This window comes from Pseudomonas sp. GW821-FHT10B02, assembly GCF_059415665.1.
The window spans coordinates 98,455-112,698 of sequence record NZ_JBWKNR010000006.1; the positions used below are offsets into that span (position 1 = coordinate 98,455).

Here is a 14,244-nt window from a genome sequence, read left to right on the forward strand (position 1 = left end):
TTCCTCCTTGTTCCGAGATTCCTTCCGATGTTGCGTAAATCTCTCAGAGTGCAAATCCTCGCGCTACTTGCTGGCAGCCTGTTGGCGATACTGATGATCGCTCTGGTCTGCTTTCAATTGCTGTCGTCCAGCGTGCGCGGTTATGGGCAATTGATCGACGGGCCATTGCAGGCTTCGCAATTGATTGACGAGGCCAATCTGCAGTTCAAGGTTCAAGTCCAGGAGTGGAAGAACGTGCTGTTGCGCGGCAAACAGCCAGCCGATCTGGATAAGTACTGGCAGCAATTCCTGGCCCGTGAGCAGCAGGTGCAGGGCATTCTCGACCAGTTGATCCGGAGCAGCGACACATCGCTCAAGGCCCGCGCCGAGCAGCTCAAGGAAAGCCATCGCCAGTTGGGCCAGGCGTATGCGCAAGGGCGTCAGGCGTTCCTTGCCGCAGGGGCTGACCCGGCTGCGGGCGACCAGGCGGTCAAGGGCGTGGATCGTGCGACCAGTGAGCAGATGAGCGAGCTGGTCAGCCAGCTGCGCAGCGATGCCCAGGCGCGCGCCCAGACCATCAGTCAGTCGGCAGAGCGCACCGTGTGGCTGGGTCTGCTGGTGATGTTCGGCTCGGCAGTGCTGGTCGGCCTGTTCAGTCTCTGGTTGGTTAATCGCAGCCTGATCGAACCGATCCGCGGCCTGATCGAGTATGTCGCACAGCTGAGTCAGGGGCGATTCGAGGCGCGGGTGGCCAGTGACCGTCAAGATGAACTGGGGCGTCTGGCCGTGGCCGCCAATACCTTGCGCGACTTCCTCGCCGATACGTTTACCCGCCTGCAGAACAATGCCGGTGAGCTGGAAACGGCCAGTGGCGAATTGCGCAGCATTGCTGGTGGTATGGCGCGTGGTACCGATGACCAGTTCCAGCGTACTGACCAGGTGGCCACGGCCATGCACGAAATGTCCGCCACCGCTCAGGAAGTGGCGCGCCATGCCGCTGAAGCCGCGCGTGCGGCCGATGACGCTGATCACAGTGCCCAGGCAGGTGAGCAGGTAATGCAGGCCACCATCGACACGATTGCCACGGTCAATCAGGAGATTGCCGGTACGGCGGCGGTGATTCGCCACCTGGAGGCTGACAGCGCCAGGATCGGCAAGGTGCTGGAGGTGATTCGCGGGATTGCCGAGCAGACCAACCTGCTGGCACTCAATGCTGCTATCGAAGCGGCGCGGGCGGGGGAGGCCGGTCGCGGCTTTGCCGTGGTCGCCGATGAAGTGCGCAGCCTGGCGCAGCGCACGGCCGCCTCGATTGCCGAGATCAACCAGATCATCAGTGCCGTACAGTCCGGCGCCCTGGAGGCGGTCAAGGCCATTGAAAGCGGTCAGCAGCGCAGTGAGGAGGGCGCCGAGCAGGTCCAGCGTGCCGGGCAGATGCTGCAGCGCATCACCCTGGCTGTCGAGGCGATCCGCGACATGAACCGCCAGATCGCCACGGCCGCCGAAGAGCAGACCAGCGTGGCTGAAGACATCTCGCGCAACCTGGTGGAAATCACCCGCATCGCCACTGCCAATCAGCAAGCGGTGCAACATACCGAGCAGGCCGGGCATCGCCTGCATGGCCTGTCGGGGCAGCTCGGCGAGGTCACCGCACGGCTAAGCGCCTGAAAGAAGGGGGAAATCCGCCACATTTCGCCCGACAGGGGCGGCTATGTGGCGGATTGTCGCCAGAAAAACCGTTAAAGATGGGGTGCGACGACTCGTCCTAGCTATTAGCCGTTGGTCTTGCAAAAGTTGGCCTGTTTCGTGCTTAAAGGCGGTCAGGCCTAGGCCATGCAAGCACCCGGCGTCAGGCTTCAATGCCCATCGTCAGGGTGACGACCGTTCCCGATCCATCGAACAACCCCAGCTGCCAACCATCGCCCGCGCGTCCAGGCTGCTTGCCTGAACGCCGAGCCCCGCTAAGCTTTGGTCTGCGCGAGCAACAACAAGAATCCGGGCGTGCACAACGGGATGAGCGGTCATTGCCAATTACTTCACCTCAATTGGATTGAACTATGAAAAAAATCCTGCTGACGCTCCTATGCCTGAGTGTCATCGGTTGCTCCAAGCCCAGCGAGCCAGAGAAAAGCGTAGATGTACTGCTGATCGGCGGCGGCATCATGAGTGCAAGTCTGGGGACTTACCTCAATGAGCTGGAACCGACCTGGTCGATCGATATCTACGAGCGCCTGGACAAGGTCGCCGAAGAAAGCTCCAACGCCTGGAACAACGCCGGTACCGGCCACTCCGCCTTCTGCGAACTGAACTACACCAGCGAAGGCGCCGACGGCAAGATCGACATCAGCAAGGCGGTCGGGGTCAACGAGCAGTTCGAGATCTCCAAGCAGTTCTGGGCCTACCAGGTCGAGCAGAACGTGCTGAGCAATCCGAAGTCGTTCATTAACAACGTGCCGCACATGAGCTTCGTCTGGGGCGACAAGAACGTCGAGTTCCTCAAGAAACGTCATGAGGCCCTGCAGCACAGCTCGCTGTTCCGCGGCATGGAGTACTCCGAAGACCACGCGCAGATCCAGAAGTGGGTGCCGATCGTGATGGAAGGCCGTGCTGCCGACCAGAAGATCGCCGCGACCCGCATGTCGATCGGTACCGACGTCAACTTCGGCGAGATCACCCGCCAGTTGATCGCCTCGCTGACCAAGCACGACAACGTCAAGCTGCATGTCCAGCACGAAGTGCGTGACATCGTGCGCAATGCTGACAACACCTGGACCGTGGTCGTTGCCGACCTGGCCAACAAAGGCGTCGAGCGCAGCGTGAAGGCCAAGTTCGTCTTCATCGGTGCCGGTGGTGGCGCCCTGAAACTGCTGCAGAAGTCCGGTATTCCTGAAGCCGAAGGCTATGCAGGCTTCCCGGTCGGCGGTCAGTTCCTGATGACTGACAACCAGGACATCGTTGCCCGCCACAAAGCCAAGCTGTACGGCAAGGCTTCGGTCGGTGCACCGCCAATGTCCGTTCCGCACCTGGACACCCGTGTGATCGACGGCAAGGAAGTCCTGCTGTTCGGCCCGTTCGCGACCTTCTCGACCAAGTTCCTCAAGAACGGTTCGCTGCTGGACATGTTCGCGGCACTGACCACCCACAACATCATGCCGATGACCCACGCCGGTATCGACAACATCGACCTGAGCACCTACCTGATGGGTCAGCTGATGCTCAGCTTCGACGACCGTATGGAAGCCCTGCGTGAGTACTTCCCGAACGCCAAGAACGAAGACTGGAAACTGCTGCAGGCCGGTCAACGCGTTCAGGTGATCAAGAAAGATCCGGTCCATGGTGGCGTGCTGCAGTTCGGTACTGAAGTGGTTGCCGCCCAGGATGGCACCATCGCCGCGCTGCTGGGTGCATCGCCAGGCGCTTCGACCGCTGCGCCGATCATGCTCAGCGTGCTGGAGAAAACCTACAAGGATCGCATCAAGACCCCTGAGTGGCAGGCCAAGCTGAAGGAAATCGTTCCGACTTATGGTCAGAAGCTCAACAACAACCTTGAGCTGACCAACAAGACCCGTGAATGGAGCAGCTCGCGCCTGGGTCTGCTGTATGTTCCGGTGCTGCCGGAAGAGACTGCTGCAGTACAGGCTGAGCCTGCACTGTAAAGGTTGAATCGGTAATAAAAATAGCCCCCTGTTCAGGGGGCTATTTTGTTCGTGGGACAAGCCTCACAGGTGCAGTTCAGCCTGTGGGAGCGGGCTTGCCCCGCGATCAGCGCTGAATCAACGATGCTTGTCGGCATATTTGTTACCCAGTGCGCCACCGGCCGCGCCACCCAGGCCGGCACCGATCGCCGAGCCGGTGCTGCCACCGAGCTTGCCACCGATCAGCGAACCGCCAGCCGAACCCAGACCGCCACCAATGGCCGCCTCGGTCTTGTTGCCCTTCTTCGCGGCCATGGCGCCACCTGCCGCGCCACCGACGCCGGCACCAATCGCAGCGCCGGTGCTGCCGCCGAGCTGTTTTCCGACCACATTACCCAGTACACCACCCAGGCCGCCGCCCAGGGCAGTCTGGCCATCGCCGGCCACGGCGCCTTGCGCACACAGCAGGCCCAGTGTCAGGGCGGCAAGAGTCTTACGCATGTGTTTCAACCTCTGAGTTCGAAAGGCGCGCATTTTGCTGGCCCCACCATCGCGGTGCAATGCTGGCCAGTGCAATTCGTCGTAATGCAGGTACGAAAAAGCCCGCATGAGAGCGGGCTTTTTGTCGAGTGATCTGGTCGGAGAGACAGGATTCGAACCTGCGGCCTTCTCGTCCCGAACGAGACGCGCTACCTGGCTGCGCTACACTCCGATGGAGAAAATATTACTCAAAATTTTCTCCTCGACAAGCCCCCCAGAGAGGGGCTGTCGCAGGTATCAGAGGTCCTTGACGGTACGCACCTGATCTTTGTTGATGCGTGTACGTTTGCCATCGAGCTGTTCAAATTCGTAGAAGCCCGATTCATCGTCATATTGCGGCGTGTCGACCGCCTGGATTTCGCGACCGTCGTTCAAAGTGATGACAGTTGGCGAGGAGCAACCAGCCAGAGTGCCCAGGCCCAGAGCGAGCAGGAAGGCGGGGAGGGTCCGTTGAATCATCATGTTTCTCCAGTAGAGGGTGGTGCGTAATGTCCTTGAGACGCATGGCGACGGCGCAAGTTCCTTGTCCATTGCAGCATAGCTAGTGCGCAGCACTATTGATCGGCGGCACGCCCGGGCAGGACCATGGGCGCGAGCCGGGCAGGGCTGTGATATAACACCGCCCATACTCCCTCAATGGATCAAGGTCCCATGAAAGCCAAGGCAGATGTACCTTTCGTGCCGCTGAACATCGCGGTGTTGACGGTCAGCGATACCCGTACCCTGGAAACCGACACCTCTGGCCAGATGTTTGTCGATCGTCTGACCGAGGCCGGGCACGGCCTTGCTGCACGGGTACTGCTCAAGGACGACCTGTACAAGATTCGCGCCCAGGTCGCCACCTGGATTGCCGATGAGCAGGTGCAGGTGGTGTTGATCACCGGTGGCACCGGCTTCACCGGTCGTGACAGTACTCCAGAGGCGGTCGCCTGCCTGCTGGATAAACAGGTCGATGGCTTCGGTGAGTTGTTCCGCCACATCTCCCTGGCGGACATCGGTACTTCTACGGTTCAGTCGCGTGCCCTGGCCGGGTTGGCCAACGGTACCCTGGTCTGCTGCCTGCCCGGCTCGACCAATGCTGTGCGCACCGGCTGGGATGGCATCCTTGCCGAGCAGCTCGATGCCCGCCATCGCCCGTGCAACTTCGTTACTCACCTCAAGCAGGCCGAGCCCTGCGCCAGCCGTGGTTGAGGTGCCTGTGAACAAGCCGTTGATGCCGGTTGAAGACGCACTGGCACAGTTACTGAAACTGGCTGAGTCCGCGCCCATCGTCGAAACCGAGCAGGTTGCTTTGGCGCAGGCCGAGGGGCGGGTGCTGGCCGAGGCGCTGATCGCCAGCCTGGATCTGCCGCCCTGGCCCAACAGTGCCATGGACGGTTATGCCTTGCGCCTGGCTGACTGGCAGGGCGAGGCGTTGCCGGTCAGCCAGCGCATTTTCGCCGGTCACGCTCCTGAGCCGCTACAGCCGGGCACCTGTGCACGGATCTTCACCGGCGCGCCGTTGCCGCTGGGTGCCGACTGTGTCGAGATGCAGGAGAACGCCGAGGTCCTGCAAGACCAGCGGGTGCGCTTCAACGAGCCGCTGCGCGTCGGCCAGAATGTGCGCCCGCAAGGTCAGGAAACCCGTGTCGGCGAGTCGGTGCTGGCGGCGGGTACACGGCTGGGGCCGATCGAGCTTGGGCTGGCGGCAACGCTGGGTTGCGCCACGCTCAGGGTAGTGCGCAGGGTCAAGGTTGCCGTGTTGTCCACGGGCGACGAGCTGGTAGAACCGGGCTTGCCGCTGGGGCCAGGGCAGATCTACAACAGCAATCGGCGCTTGCTGGTCAGCTGGCTGCAACGCCTGGGTTGCGAGGTGATCGATGCGGGGATTCTTGCCGACGACCTGGAAAAAACCCGTGATTGCCTGGCGGGGCTGGGTCAGGTCGATTTGATCCTCTCGACCGGCGGTGTTTCCGTGGGCGAGGCCGATTACCTGGGCCTGGCCTTGCGCGAAGCAGGCGAACTGGCCCTCTGGAAGCTGGCTATCAAGCCCGGCAAGCCCTTGACCTTCGGTCACTACAAAGGCGTGCCGGTGATCGGTTTGCCCGGCAACCCGGCTTCGACGCTGGTGACTTTCGGTCTGCTGACCCGCCCGTATCTGCTGCGCCGCCAGGGTGTGCAGGAGGTGACCCCTCTGCAGTTCCCGGTACCGGCCGGTTTTGACTGGCCCAAAGCCGGCAATCGTCGGGAGTACCTGCGCGCACGGCTGGACCAGGGGTGTGCGCAGATCTACAAGAACCAGAGCTCCGGCGTGCTGCGCAGTGCTGCCTGGGCCGAGGGCCTGGTGGAGGTCCGTGAGGGCACCACACCTGGCAAAGGCGATACCGTGCAGTTCATTCCCTTGAGTGAGCTACTCGGCTGAGCGACTGAGCAAGCCGTTGTCGCTCAGATTGCCCAGTGTGGGCGCGCGCTGGCTCAGGCGCGCGTGCACGCTTTCCAGCTGGGCTGCAGCAATGCTCCAGTCGTGGCGCTCATGCACGAACTGCCGCGCGGCCTCCGATAACTGACGCATGCGCCAGGGCTGATTGAGCAATTGGGTGATGAGCAAGGCCAGTTGATCACCATCGTCACTGCCCAGGTAGTGTTCGCCCTGGGTCACCTGCAGCCCGCATACGCCCTTGGCGGTGGTGACCACCGGCAAGCCGGCGGCCATGGCTTCGAGCACCTTGATTTTCGAGCCGCCGGCATAGCGCAGCGGGGCGAAGAAAATTGCCGAATGACGTTGCAGTTCACGCAAGTCGGGCAGGTAGCCGACCCATTCGATTCGTGGGTCGCTCCAGCGCGATTTCCAGCTGTCCGGCAAGGCATGTCCGACGACGGCCAGGCGCACCGCCGGGTTGCTTTGCCAGACCTGCGGAAGGATATCCTCGAGTGCCCACTCGATGGCTTCGAGGCTGGCGTTGTACTCAAAATTGCCGACAAACAACAGGCGCTGGCTGTGCAGTGACGGCTGGATGTCCTGATAGTGCGCGCAATCGACGCCATTGATCACCAGTGAAGCGGGATTACCGGTCAGGCGGCTGATGTGTTCGACATCCTTGGGGCTGACCGCCACCACCTCGTGGGCCTGGCTCAGTACCCGATTTTCCCAGCGCCGGTAGCGCCAGCGGTCGAAGGCATTGAACGGCCGCAGCCACAGCGGCAGGCGGTCATGGCAGGCGGCGCCAGACACCGATTCGATCGTGTGTTCACTGAGCAGGAAGGGCAGGCTTCGCGCCTGCAGGGCCTTTTCGAACGGCTGGAAACTATAGCTGTGCTCGATCTGGATGACATCCCAACGTTCTTCCAGCAGTTGCTCGAAGCGATGGCGCAGGTGCGGAGCCAGGCCGTTGACACTGGCTCGCATGGGATAGCCGGCATAGACCGCAGCCAGCAGGTTCAGTGGGCTGTGCAGCGGGCGCCTGGGTAACACGATCAGGCGTTCGAGCAGGGGCTCGAGCGCCTGGCGTGCCGCCTCGTTGGGCGGGATTTTCGACTGCACCAGCAAGGTGATCTGGTGGCCACGCTGCGCCAGGCTGCGCAGCAGGTGGTATTGCCGGGTTTTGCCGCCGCTGGTGGTTGGCCAGGGCAGATAAGGCAGTGTCCAGAGTACGCGCATGACCCCTTTCCTCTATCACCAGGCGGGTAACGGCATGCAGATATGAATGGACGCGCCTGGGGTGTCAGCTGCTGGCTGATTCCGGGGCGCGTCCATAGATATCAGTAAAGCGCACGATGTCGTCTTCGCCCATATATTCGCCACTTTGTACTTCGATCATGACCAGGTCGATCACACCGGGGTTGGTCAGGCGATGTACCCGCCCCGGTTTGATAAAGGTCGATTCGTTGGTGTCGAGCAGAAACTCGTCCTCGCCGTTGGTCACGCAGGCCATGCCGTTGACGACGATCCAGTGTTCACTGCGATGGTGGTGCATCTGCAGTGAAAGCGATGCTTGAGGGCGAACCACGATGCGCTTGATCTTGAAGCGTGGACCTTCCTCGAGCACCGTGTACATGCCCCACGGGCGGTTCACCGTGCGGTGCAGGCGATAGGCGTCATGTCCCTGGTGCTTGAGCTGCTGGGCGATCACCTTGACCTCCTGGCTGCGCGCGGCGTCGGCGATCAGCAGGGCATCGGGGGTATCGATGATGATCAGGTTGTCGAGGCCGACGGCGCCGACCAGGCGGCGTGGCGAGTCGATGTAGCAATTGGAGACGTCATGCAGGACGGTCTCGCCATTGCACTGGTTGCCATTCTGGTCGGCTTCGCTGAGGCCACGTACCGCCTGCCAGCAGCCGATGTCGCTCCAACCCAGGTCGGCGGGCAGCACGGCCACCTGGCTGGAGGTTTCCATGACCGCGTAATCGATGGAGATGTCCGGTACCTTCTCGAAGGTCTGCGGGTCGAGTTCCAGCTGCAGTTCACCTTCACCCTGTTTGCTCGGGCTGCGCTGCAGGCAATGGTGGACACTGGCGAGCAGGTCCGGCACATGGCGGTCCAGTTCTGCCAGGATTGCATCGACGCGCATGCAGAACATGCCGGCATTCCACAGGTGCTGACCACCCTCGAGGTAGTGCTGGGCGGTTGCGGCGTCGGGTTTTTCGACAAATCGCTGCACTTTGTAGCCTTGCGCGTCCAGTGCCTGGCCTTTCTCGATGTAGCCAAAGCCGGTTTCGGCGTGACTGGGCACCAGGCCGAAGGTCGTCAGCCAACCTTGTTGTGCCAGGTTGCGGGCGTGCGCGACTGCGCGTTCGAAGGCTGGCAGGTCGCTGATCAGGTGATCGGCGGGCAGGATCAGCAGCAGGGCGCTTTCGCCATACAGGTTGGCGCAGTGCAGAGCGGCTGCAGCGATGGCTGGCGCAGTATTGCGGCCAAAGGGTTCGAGGATGAAGTCCAGGGCCATGCCGGCCGAGTTCAATTGGCGGTACTCATCCTGAGTGCGGAAATACACTTCCCGGTTGGTCACCGTCAGTATCCGCTCGACATCTGGCAGTGCACTGGCACGGGAAAAGGTCTTTTGCAGCAGGCTCTGGCCATCGGGCAGGCGCATGAACGGTTTCGGCATGGTTTCGCGAGAAACCGGCCAAAGGCGAGTGCCGGCGCCGCCGGCGATGATGCAGGGGATCAGAACGCTCATTTCACAGCCTTGAGTCAGGGCACTGAGACTACAGTGCAGTAAAGGAAACCGGGACCTGGCAGGCGCTCGCGTAATGAGTCAATAAAATGACTTTTACTGTCGGCATCTTCCGTGAAGGCCAAATATTTGTCGAATGATGCACCCGGGCGTTCCTGCTTTCAATAATATTTGTGTGAATACTCGGCAAATTTGCTTTTCGATCGGCCATTGGCTGTGCAGCAAAAGCCCCTGTCATGTGGTCGAGATGCACGAGCTTTAATTCGCCGGGGAGGCACCATGAAGCAGCACAGAACCTTATTCATCCTGCATGGCAAGCAGGCCATGAACGAGCAGGTGCGTGCCGCCGTTGGTGCGCTGCGCGAGCGTGGCTGGCAGCTTGACGTTCGCCTGACCTGGGAGGCCGGTGATGCTGCGCGGCTGGTCAACGAAGCCCAGGCAAGTGGTTACCGGCATGTTGCAGCCGGCGGTGGAGACGGCACCTTGCGTGATGTCGCCGAGGCCATGGCCCGCATCGCTTGCCAGGCAAGCCTGGTGCTCGTGCCATTGGGGACTGCCAATGACTTTGCCCGGGCTGCAGGTGTGCCGCTGGAGCCTGAACAGGCGCTTGCGTTGCTGGAAACACCTGCTCAAAGGATTGATTTGGGGCAGGTTGGTGGGCAGGTTTTTCTCAATATGGCCACGGGCGGATTTGGCAGTCAGGTCACCGCCAACACCTCCGAAGACCTGAAGAAAGTGCTGGGCGCAGCGGCGTATCTGTTCACCGGCCTGTCTCGTTTCAGTGAGCTCAGTGCGGCTACGGTAGATTTGCATGGGCCGGATTTTCACTGGCGCGGCGATTTGCTGGCGCTGGGAATCGGCAACGGCCGGCAGGCTGGTGGTGGGCATGTGCTGTGCCCGCAGGCGCAAGTCGACGATGGGCTGCTGGACATCAGTATTCTGCCGGCGCCTCAGGAAGTGGTGGGTACCTTGCGCAGTTTGCTCAGTGATGGCCTGGGCCTGGAGAACATGTTTGTGCGAGCGCGTCTGCCCTGGGTCGAAATCAAGAGCGCGCAAGGTCTGGATATCAATCTCGATGGCGAGCCGCTGCAAAGCGATAGCTTGCGTTTTGAGGTACTGGCAGGCGCCTTGCGGGTGCACCTGCCGGCTGACTCGCCGCTGCTCAGTCGTCGAGGCTGATGATCTGCTCGCGGACCGCAAACAGTACCAGGCCGGCCACGTCGTAGATCTGCAGGCGTTTCATGATTTGTGAACGGTGAGTCTCCACGGTCTTGATGCTCAAGCCCAGACCGTGGGCAATTTCGCGGGTGGATTTGCCGCGCACGATCAAGCGCAGGATTTCCAGTTGGCGGGCTGTCAGATTGTGGTTGTCCGAGGTCGGAGCCTTGAAGCTCTGGGTCCGTAGCAGGGCCTGATTGATCACGGTGTGGGCGATTGCCGGGCTCAGGTAGCGCTCGCCGTTGCGCAGTGCAGTCAGGGCCTGCTCCAGTTCGGTGGCGGTGGTGTCCTTGAGCAGGTAGCCATGGGCGCCGCTTTCCAGGGCCTGCATGATCAGTTCGGGGTCGGTGTGCATTGACAGGATCAGTACTTTGCTGCGACAGCCGCTGGCGCGTAGCTGGGTGAGGGCGTCCAGGCCGTTGGTCGTGCGCATCGAAATATCCAGCAGGACAATGTCCGGATCCAGTTGCAGTACGAGTTCGGCCACCTGGTTGCCGTCATTGCCTTCACCCACCACTGTGTAACCGGGAATATCCGAGACCAGGGCGCGAACACCGGCGCGAATCAGTGAGTGGTCGTCTACCAGCAGCAATTTACAGATCATTGGGCGTTATTTGTCTTGGCGCGTTCAAGGGTGCGTGGAGGCCAGGGAAACAGGGCATCGATTCGCGTGCCTTTGCCTGGCTGGCTGCTGACTGACAGTGTGCCATCAAGCAGTGCGGCGCGTTCAAGCATGCCGGCCATGCCGCATTGTCCTTCATCTGCTGGATTGCTGGCGGGCAAGAAACCCAGGCCATCGTCACTGATGGACAAGGCCAGGCCTTCAGGCTGGCGCTGAATGCAGACGACCAGGTTGTGCGCGCTGGCATGACGAAGCATGTTGGTGACCGCTTCCTGGGTGATGCGAAAGGCGGCGATGGCCATGTCTTCAGGTATGCCGCCCAGACGCTGGCGGCACTCAAGGCTCCAGTGCACGTTGGTGTTTTCCAGGGTGCGCAGCAAGTGCGCGCGCAAGCTGGCTTCCAGGCCCAGGCTGGACAGCTGGCGCGGGTTGAGAATGGCCGAGACGTCGCGGACATTGGCCAGCGTGTCGTCCAGGGTGCTGCGCAGGGTGCTGCAGTGATCTTGCAGGTCGCCTGGAACACGGCGTTGCAGCCAGTCCGCCTGGAGTTTGGCGGCGGTCAGCAGTTGGCCGATATCGTCGTGGAGCTCCCGGCTCAGGCGTTGCCGCTCGCTTTCCTGAACCTTGAGCAGGCGATCGGCAAGTTCTGCCGGGCGCAGGGCAATCGAACGTGCCCAGTGGCGCAGATGCCAGCCAATGCTCAGCATCGCGACGATGTGCAGGATCAGCACACTGGCCGGCATCGGCAACGCGTAGAGGTACAGCGCCAGGTTGGCGATGATCGAGGCCAGGCACAGCAGCGCGGTCAGCCCGCGCAGTAGAGCGGCCCCGGGGCGCCAGAGCTTGAATCTATTGAGGCTTGAGAGCATAGAAAATGAAGCCACTGAAATATCGCTGAAGAAAGCCTGGAACAGGTCAAACTTAGGGGCGTTGTCGTGTTGCCTTCAATATCATTTATATGTCGGCGCCGGGCGGAGTAATGAATACCTGCGCCAAGAGAAAAATCGTTGAAGGCATGATCGGCCAAGGTCTGACTAATCTTCATCGCGCGCATGGTATCACTTCAAGTCCCAAGGGTGGCGAACTCTGATAACTGTCTGAAACGTCAGATTTTACGGGCTGATGCAGGGCGTCCGTCATGTGCGCAGGTCTAGCACTTTGCCATTACTTTATAAGACGTAAAGCTTGCGTGAAATAAAGTAAATCTGCAGTTGTAAAAACGACTGCAGAAATGATCGGCAAACGGGAAAGTTGCTGCTTAGTGCGTAGCGCGGAGCGCTGTCAGCACTCGCTGCCGGATCTTTGTCGATGACCCTTTAGTTGCCCGTAGTTTGCTGTCCAGTTGCCTCACGCGCGTTGTGCGGCGGGTGTTCGCAGGGGGTCATGCTTGAGTGGCAGGAAGCGCAAGCGGAGGTCGTGTTCAGGGCGGCTGCCAGGTTGTCCAGCAGCAGCACCTGTTCATCGGTATCCAGGCTCAGGCGGCCGGTGTACGGGTCAACCAGCTCCAATTGCCAGGCCAGCAGGGTCAGGCACTCTTCCAGTGCCGGCAAGGCGCTGCCGGGCAGCCGCGAAGGGTTGTGAGCGGTTTCCAGCAGATGTTGCAGTTGCTTGCTGTAACTGGCCACCTCCAAGAGCCCCAGGTTGTGGGCGCGAGTCACCAGCGTGGCCAGGGTATCGTTGAGGCAGTGGCAGGCATCCGGATCGTTGTCGATCAGTTCCAGGTGCTGCAGGCACTCTTCGGCCTGGGTCAGCAAGACCTGGGCGTCCACCAGAAAATCCTGCAGGGCGCTGCTGTTCAGTGATTCGTTAGCCATCATTTGGCTCCAGCACAAAGGGCTGGAGCAGGGGCTGGCCACAACGAGGCGATCGCTGACAAAAGCCTGACTCCGTTCATGCAATGAGAATGGCGTCACATTAATGGCTAATGGATATCGCGAACATCAGGTCTCGCCCGATTGTCACTAGGGGTTTCCCTGATGGGGTGGTGTGATTACGACCCTTTGCGGGCGTTTACGACAGGAAGGAGCTGAGCGCAGTAAAGCATGATGTTAAAATGACATCAATGACCGGCTGAGCATTTTCTTCAGGGGGTCAAGCTGTGCCTGATCTGGCCGATACAGGGCCAATGGGTTCATTTCTTGGAACAAGCCTGGGGGTTCTTTAATGGCTGGCATTCTCGACACAGTAGACCAAAGAACGCAGCTGGTGGGTGAGAACCGCCTGGAAATCCTGATGTTCCGCCTGGCCGGGCGACAGTTGTTCGCGATCAACGTGTTCAAGGTTCAGGAGGTGCTGCAAATGCCCAAACTGACCTTGATGCCACAGCGCCATGCTTTCGTCTGTGGTGTAGTCAACCTGCGTGGGCAGACACTGCCGGTGATCGACCTGTCCCAGGCTATCGGCATGCGCCCGCTTACGCCTGGGCCAGGCAGTACCATTATTGTCACCGAGTACAACCGTTCGGTGCAGGCGTTTCTGGTGGGTGGGGTCGATCGTATCGTCAACATGAACTGGGAAGCCATCATGCCGCCGCCGACCAGTGCCGGTCGTCAGCATTACCTGACAGCAATCAGCAAGGTCGACGAGCAGTTGGTGGAAATCATCGACGTAGAGAAAGTGCTGGCCGAAATCGTGCCGTACAGTGCCAAGGTCTCGCGCGACAAGCTTGAGGATCCGGTGTTGGCGCGGGCTCGTGGTCGCGAGGTGCTGTTGGTGGACGATTCCACTGTGGCTTTGGCTCAGCTGCGCGACACTTTGTCTCAGCTGGGGGTGAAAATGCACATCGCCAGTGATGGCCTCAAGGCCTTGCGCATGCTCAAAGGCTGGGCCGACGCTGGCGAAGATATGTGTGAAAAGCTGCTGATGATTTTCACCGATGCCGAGATGCCGGAGATGGACGGCTACCGCCTGACTACCGAGATCCGTAACGACCCGCGCCTGCGCCCGTTGCATGTGGTGTTGCACACCTCGCTGTCGGGTAGTTTCAACGAGTCGATGGTGAAGAAAGTCGGTTGTGACAACTTTCTCTCCAAGTTCCAGCCCGACAAGCTGGTCGATGTCGTTCGCCAACGGTTGATGCTGGATGAAGCGACGGCCTGAG

13 protein-coding genes and 1 tRNA gene are annotated in these 14,244 nt (G+C 60.7%); 6 read left to right on the forward strand and 8 right to left on the reverse strand.

What is annotated here, in order from left to right; genetic code table 11:
• The first annotated feature begins 27 nt into the window (after positions 1-27).
• Positions 28-1,644, forward strand: a complete 1,617-nt coding sequence (locus AC07OF_RS11345) for a methyl-accepting chemotaxis protein (RefSeq protein WP_476445600.1) — start codon at positions 28-30, stop codon at positions 1,642-1,644.
• Between the two features lie 389 nt (positions 1,645-2,033).
• Positions 2,034-3,632: a malate dehydrogenase (quinone) gene (mqo, locus tag AC07OF_RS11350; RefSeq protein WP_157191825.1), complete on the forward strand. Its 1,599-nt coding sequence runs from the start codon at positions 2,034-2,036 to the stop codon at positions 3,630-3,632.
• A gap of 117 nt (positions 3,633-3,749) precedes the next feature.
• Here the strand turns inward: mqo and AC07OF_RS11355 are convergent, their stop codons facing one another.
• From AC07OF_RS11355 to AC07OF_RS11365, 3 genes are all read right to left on the reverse strand, one after another.
• Positions 3,750-4,112, reverse strand: coding sequence for a glycine zipper domain-containing protein (locus AC07OF_RS11355; RefSeq protein WP_157191826.1), 363 nt, complete (start codon positions 4,110-4,112; stop codon positions 3,750-3,752).
• Between the two features lie 134 nt (positions 4,113-4,246).
• A tRNA-Pro gene (locus AC07OF_RS11360) sits at positions 4,247-4,323 on the reverse strand.
• A 65-nt stretch (positions 4,324-4,388) separates the two neighbouring features.
• Positions 4,389-4,610, reverse strand: coding sequence for a YgdI/YgdR family lipoprotein (locus AC07OF_RS11365; protein WP_038608856.1), 222 nt, complete (start codon positions 4,608-4,610; stop codon positions 4,389-4,391).
• Between the two features lie 192 nt (positions 4,611-4,802).
• Here AC07OF_RS11365 and moaB point away from each other — a divergent pair, with 192 nt between their 5' ends.
• Together moaB and AC07OF_RS11375 are read left to right on the forward strand one after the other, a co-directional pair.
• Positions 4,803-5,342: a molybdenum cofactor biosynthesis protein B gene (gene moaB / locus AC07OF_RS11370; RefSeq protein WP_038608857.1), complete on the forward strand. Its 540-nt coding sequence runs from the start codon at positions 4,803-4,805 to the stop codon at positions 5,340-5,342.
• A 22-nt stretch (positions 5,343-5,364) separates the two neighbouring features.
• On the forward strand, positions 5,365-6,552 hold the full coding sequence (locus AC07OF_RS11375; protein ID WP_157194705.1) for a molybdopterin molybdotransferase MoeA: 1,188 nt from the start codon (positions 5,365-5,367) through the stop codon (positions 6,550-6,552).
• Here AC07OF_RS11375 and AC07OF_RS11380 read toward each other — a convergent pair.
• Together AC07OF_RS11380 and AC07OF_RS11385 are read right to left on the reverse strand one after the other, a co-directional pair.
• Positions 6,541-7,788 (reverse strand): glycosyltransferase family 4 protein, encoded by a 1,248-nt coding sequence (locus tag AC07OF_RS11380; RefSeq protein ID WP_038608860.1) that lies wholly within the window; start codon positions 7,786-7,788, stop codon positions 6,541-6,543. The genes AC07OF_RS11375 and AC07OF_RS11380 overlap by 12 nt on opposite strands.
• Before the next feature lie 64 nt (positions 7,789-7,852).
• Positions 7,853-9,307 (reverse strand): mannose-1-phosphate guanylyltransferase/mannose-6-phosphate isomerase, encoded by a 1,455-nt coding sequence (locus tag AC07OF_RS11385; RefSeq protein ID WP_157191828.1) that lies wholly within the window; start codon positions 9,305-9,307, stop codon positions 7,853-7,855.
• 276 nt (positions 9,308-9,583) lie between these two features.
• Here AC07OF_RS11385 and yegS point away from each other — a divergent pair, with 276 nt between their 5' ends.
• Entirely contained in the window at positions 9,584-10,483 is a 900-nt protein-coding gene (yegS, locus tag AC07OF_RS11390) for a lipid kinase YegS (RefSeq protein ID WP_157191829.1), read from the forward strand.
• On the opposite strand, the gene AC07OF_RS11395 is transcribed toward yegS, so the two are convergent.
• The 3 genes from AC07OF_RS11395 to AC07OF_RS11405 all read right to left on the reverse strand — a co-directional run bounded on the left by AC07OF_RS11395 (position 10,467) and on the right by AC07OF_RS11405 (position 12,958).
• On the reverse strand, positions 10,467-11,126 hold the full coding sequence (locus tag AC07OF_RS11395) for a response regulator (protein WP_157191830.1): 660 nt from the start codon (positions 11,124-11,126) through the stop codon (positions 10,467-10,469). The genes yegS and AC07OF_RS11395 overlap by 17 nt on opposite strands.
• A complete protein-coding gene (locus tag AC07OF_RS11400) occupies positions 11,123-12,013 on the reverse strand; it encodes a sensor histidine kinase (RefSeq protein ID WP_157194706.1) in 891 nt (296 codons plus the stop codon). The genes AC07OF_RS11395 and AC07OF_RS11400 overlap by 4 nt, the downstream gene beginning before the upstream one ends.
• A gap of 447 nt (positions 12,014-12,460) precedes the next feature.
• Complete coding sequence (locus AC07OF_RS11405; protein WP_157191831.1) at positions 12,461-12,958, reverse strand: histidine kinase; 498 nt, start codon at positions 12,956-12,958, stop codon at positions 12,461-12,463.
• A 349-nt stretch (positions 12,959-13,307) separates the two neighbouring features.
• Here AC07OF_RS11405 and AC07OF_RS11410 point away from each other — a divergent pair, with 349 nt between their 5' ends.
• Entirely contained in the window at positions 13,308-14,243 is a 936-nt protein-coding gene (locus AC07OF_RS11410) for a chemotaxis protein CheV (RefSeq protein ID WP_157191832.1), read from the forward strand.
• Position 14,244 lies beyond the last annotated feature (1 nt).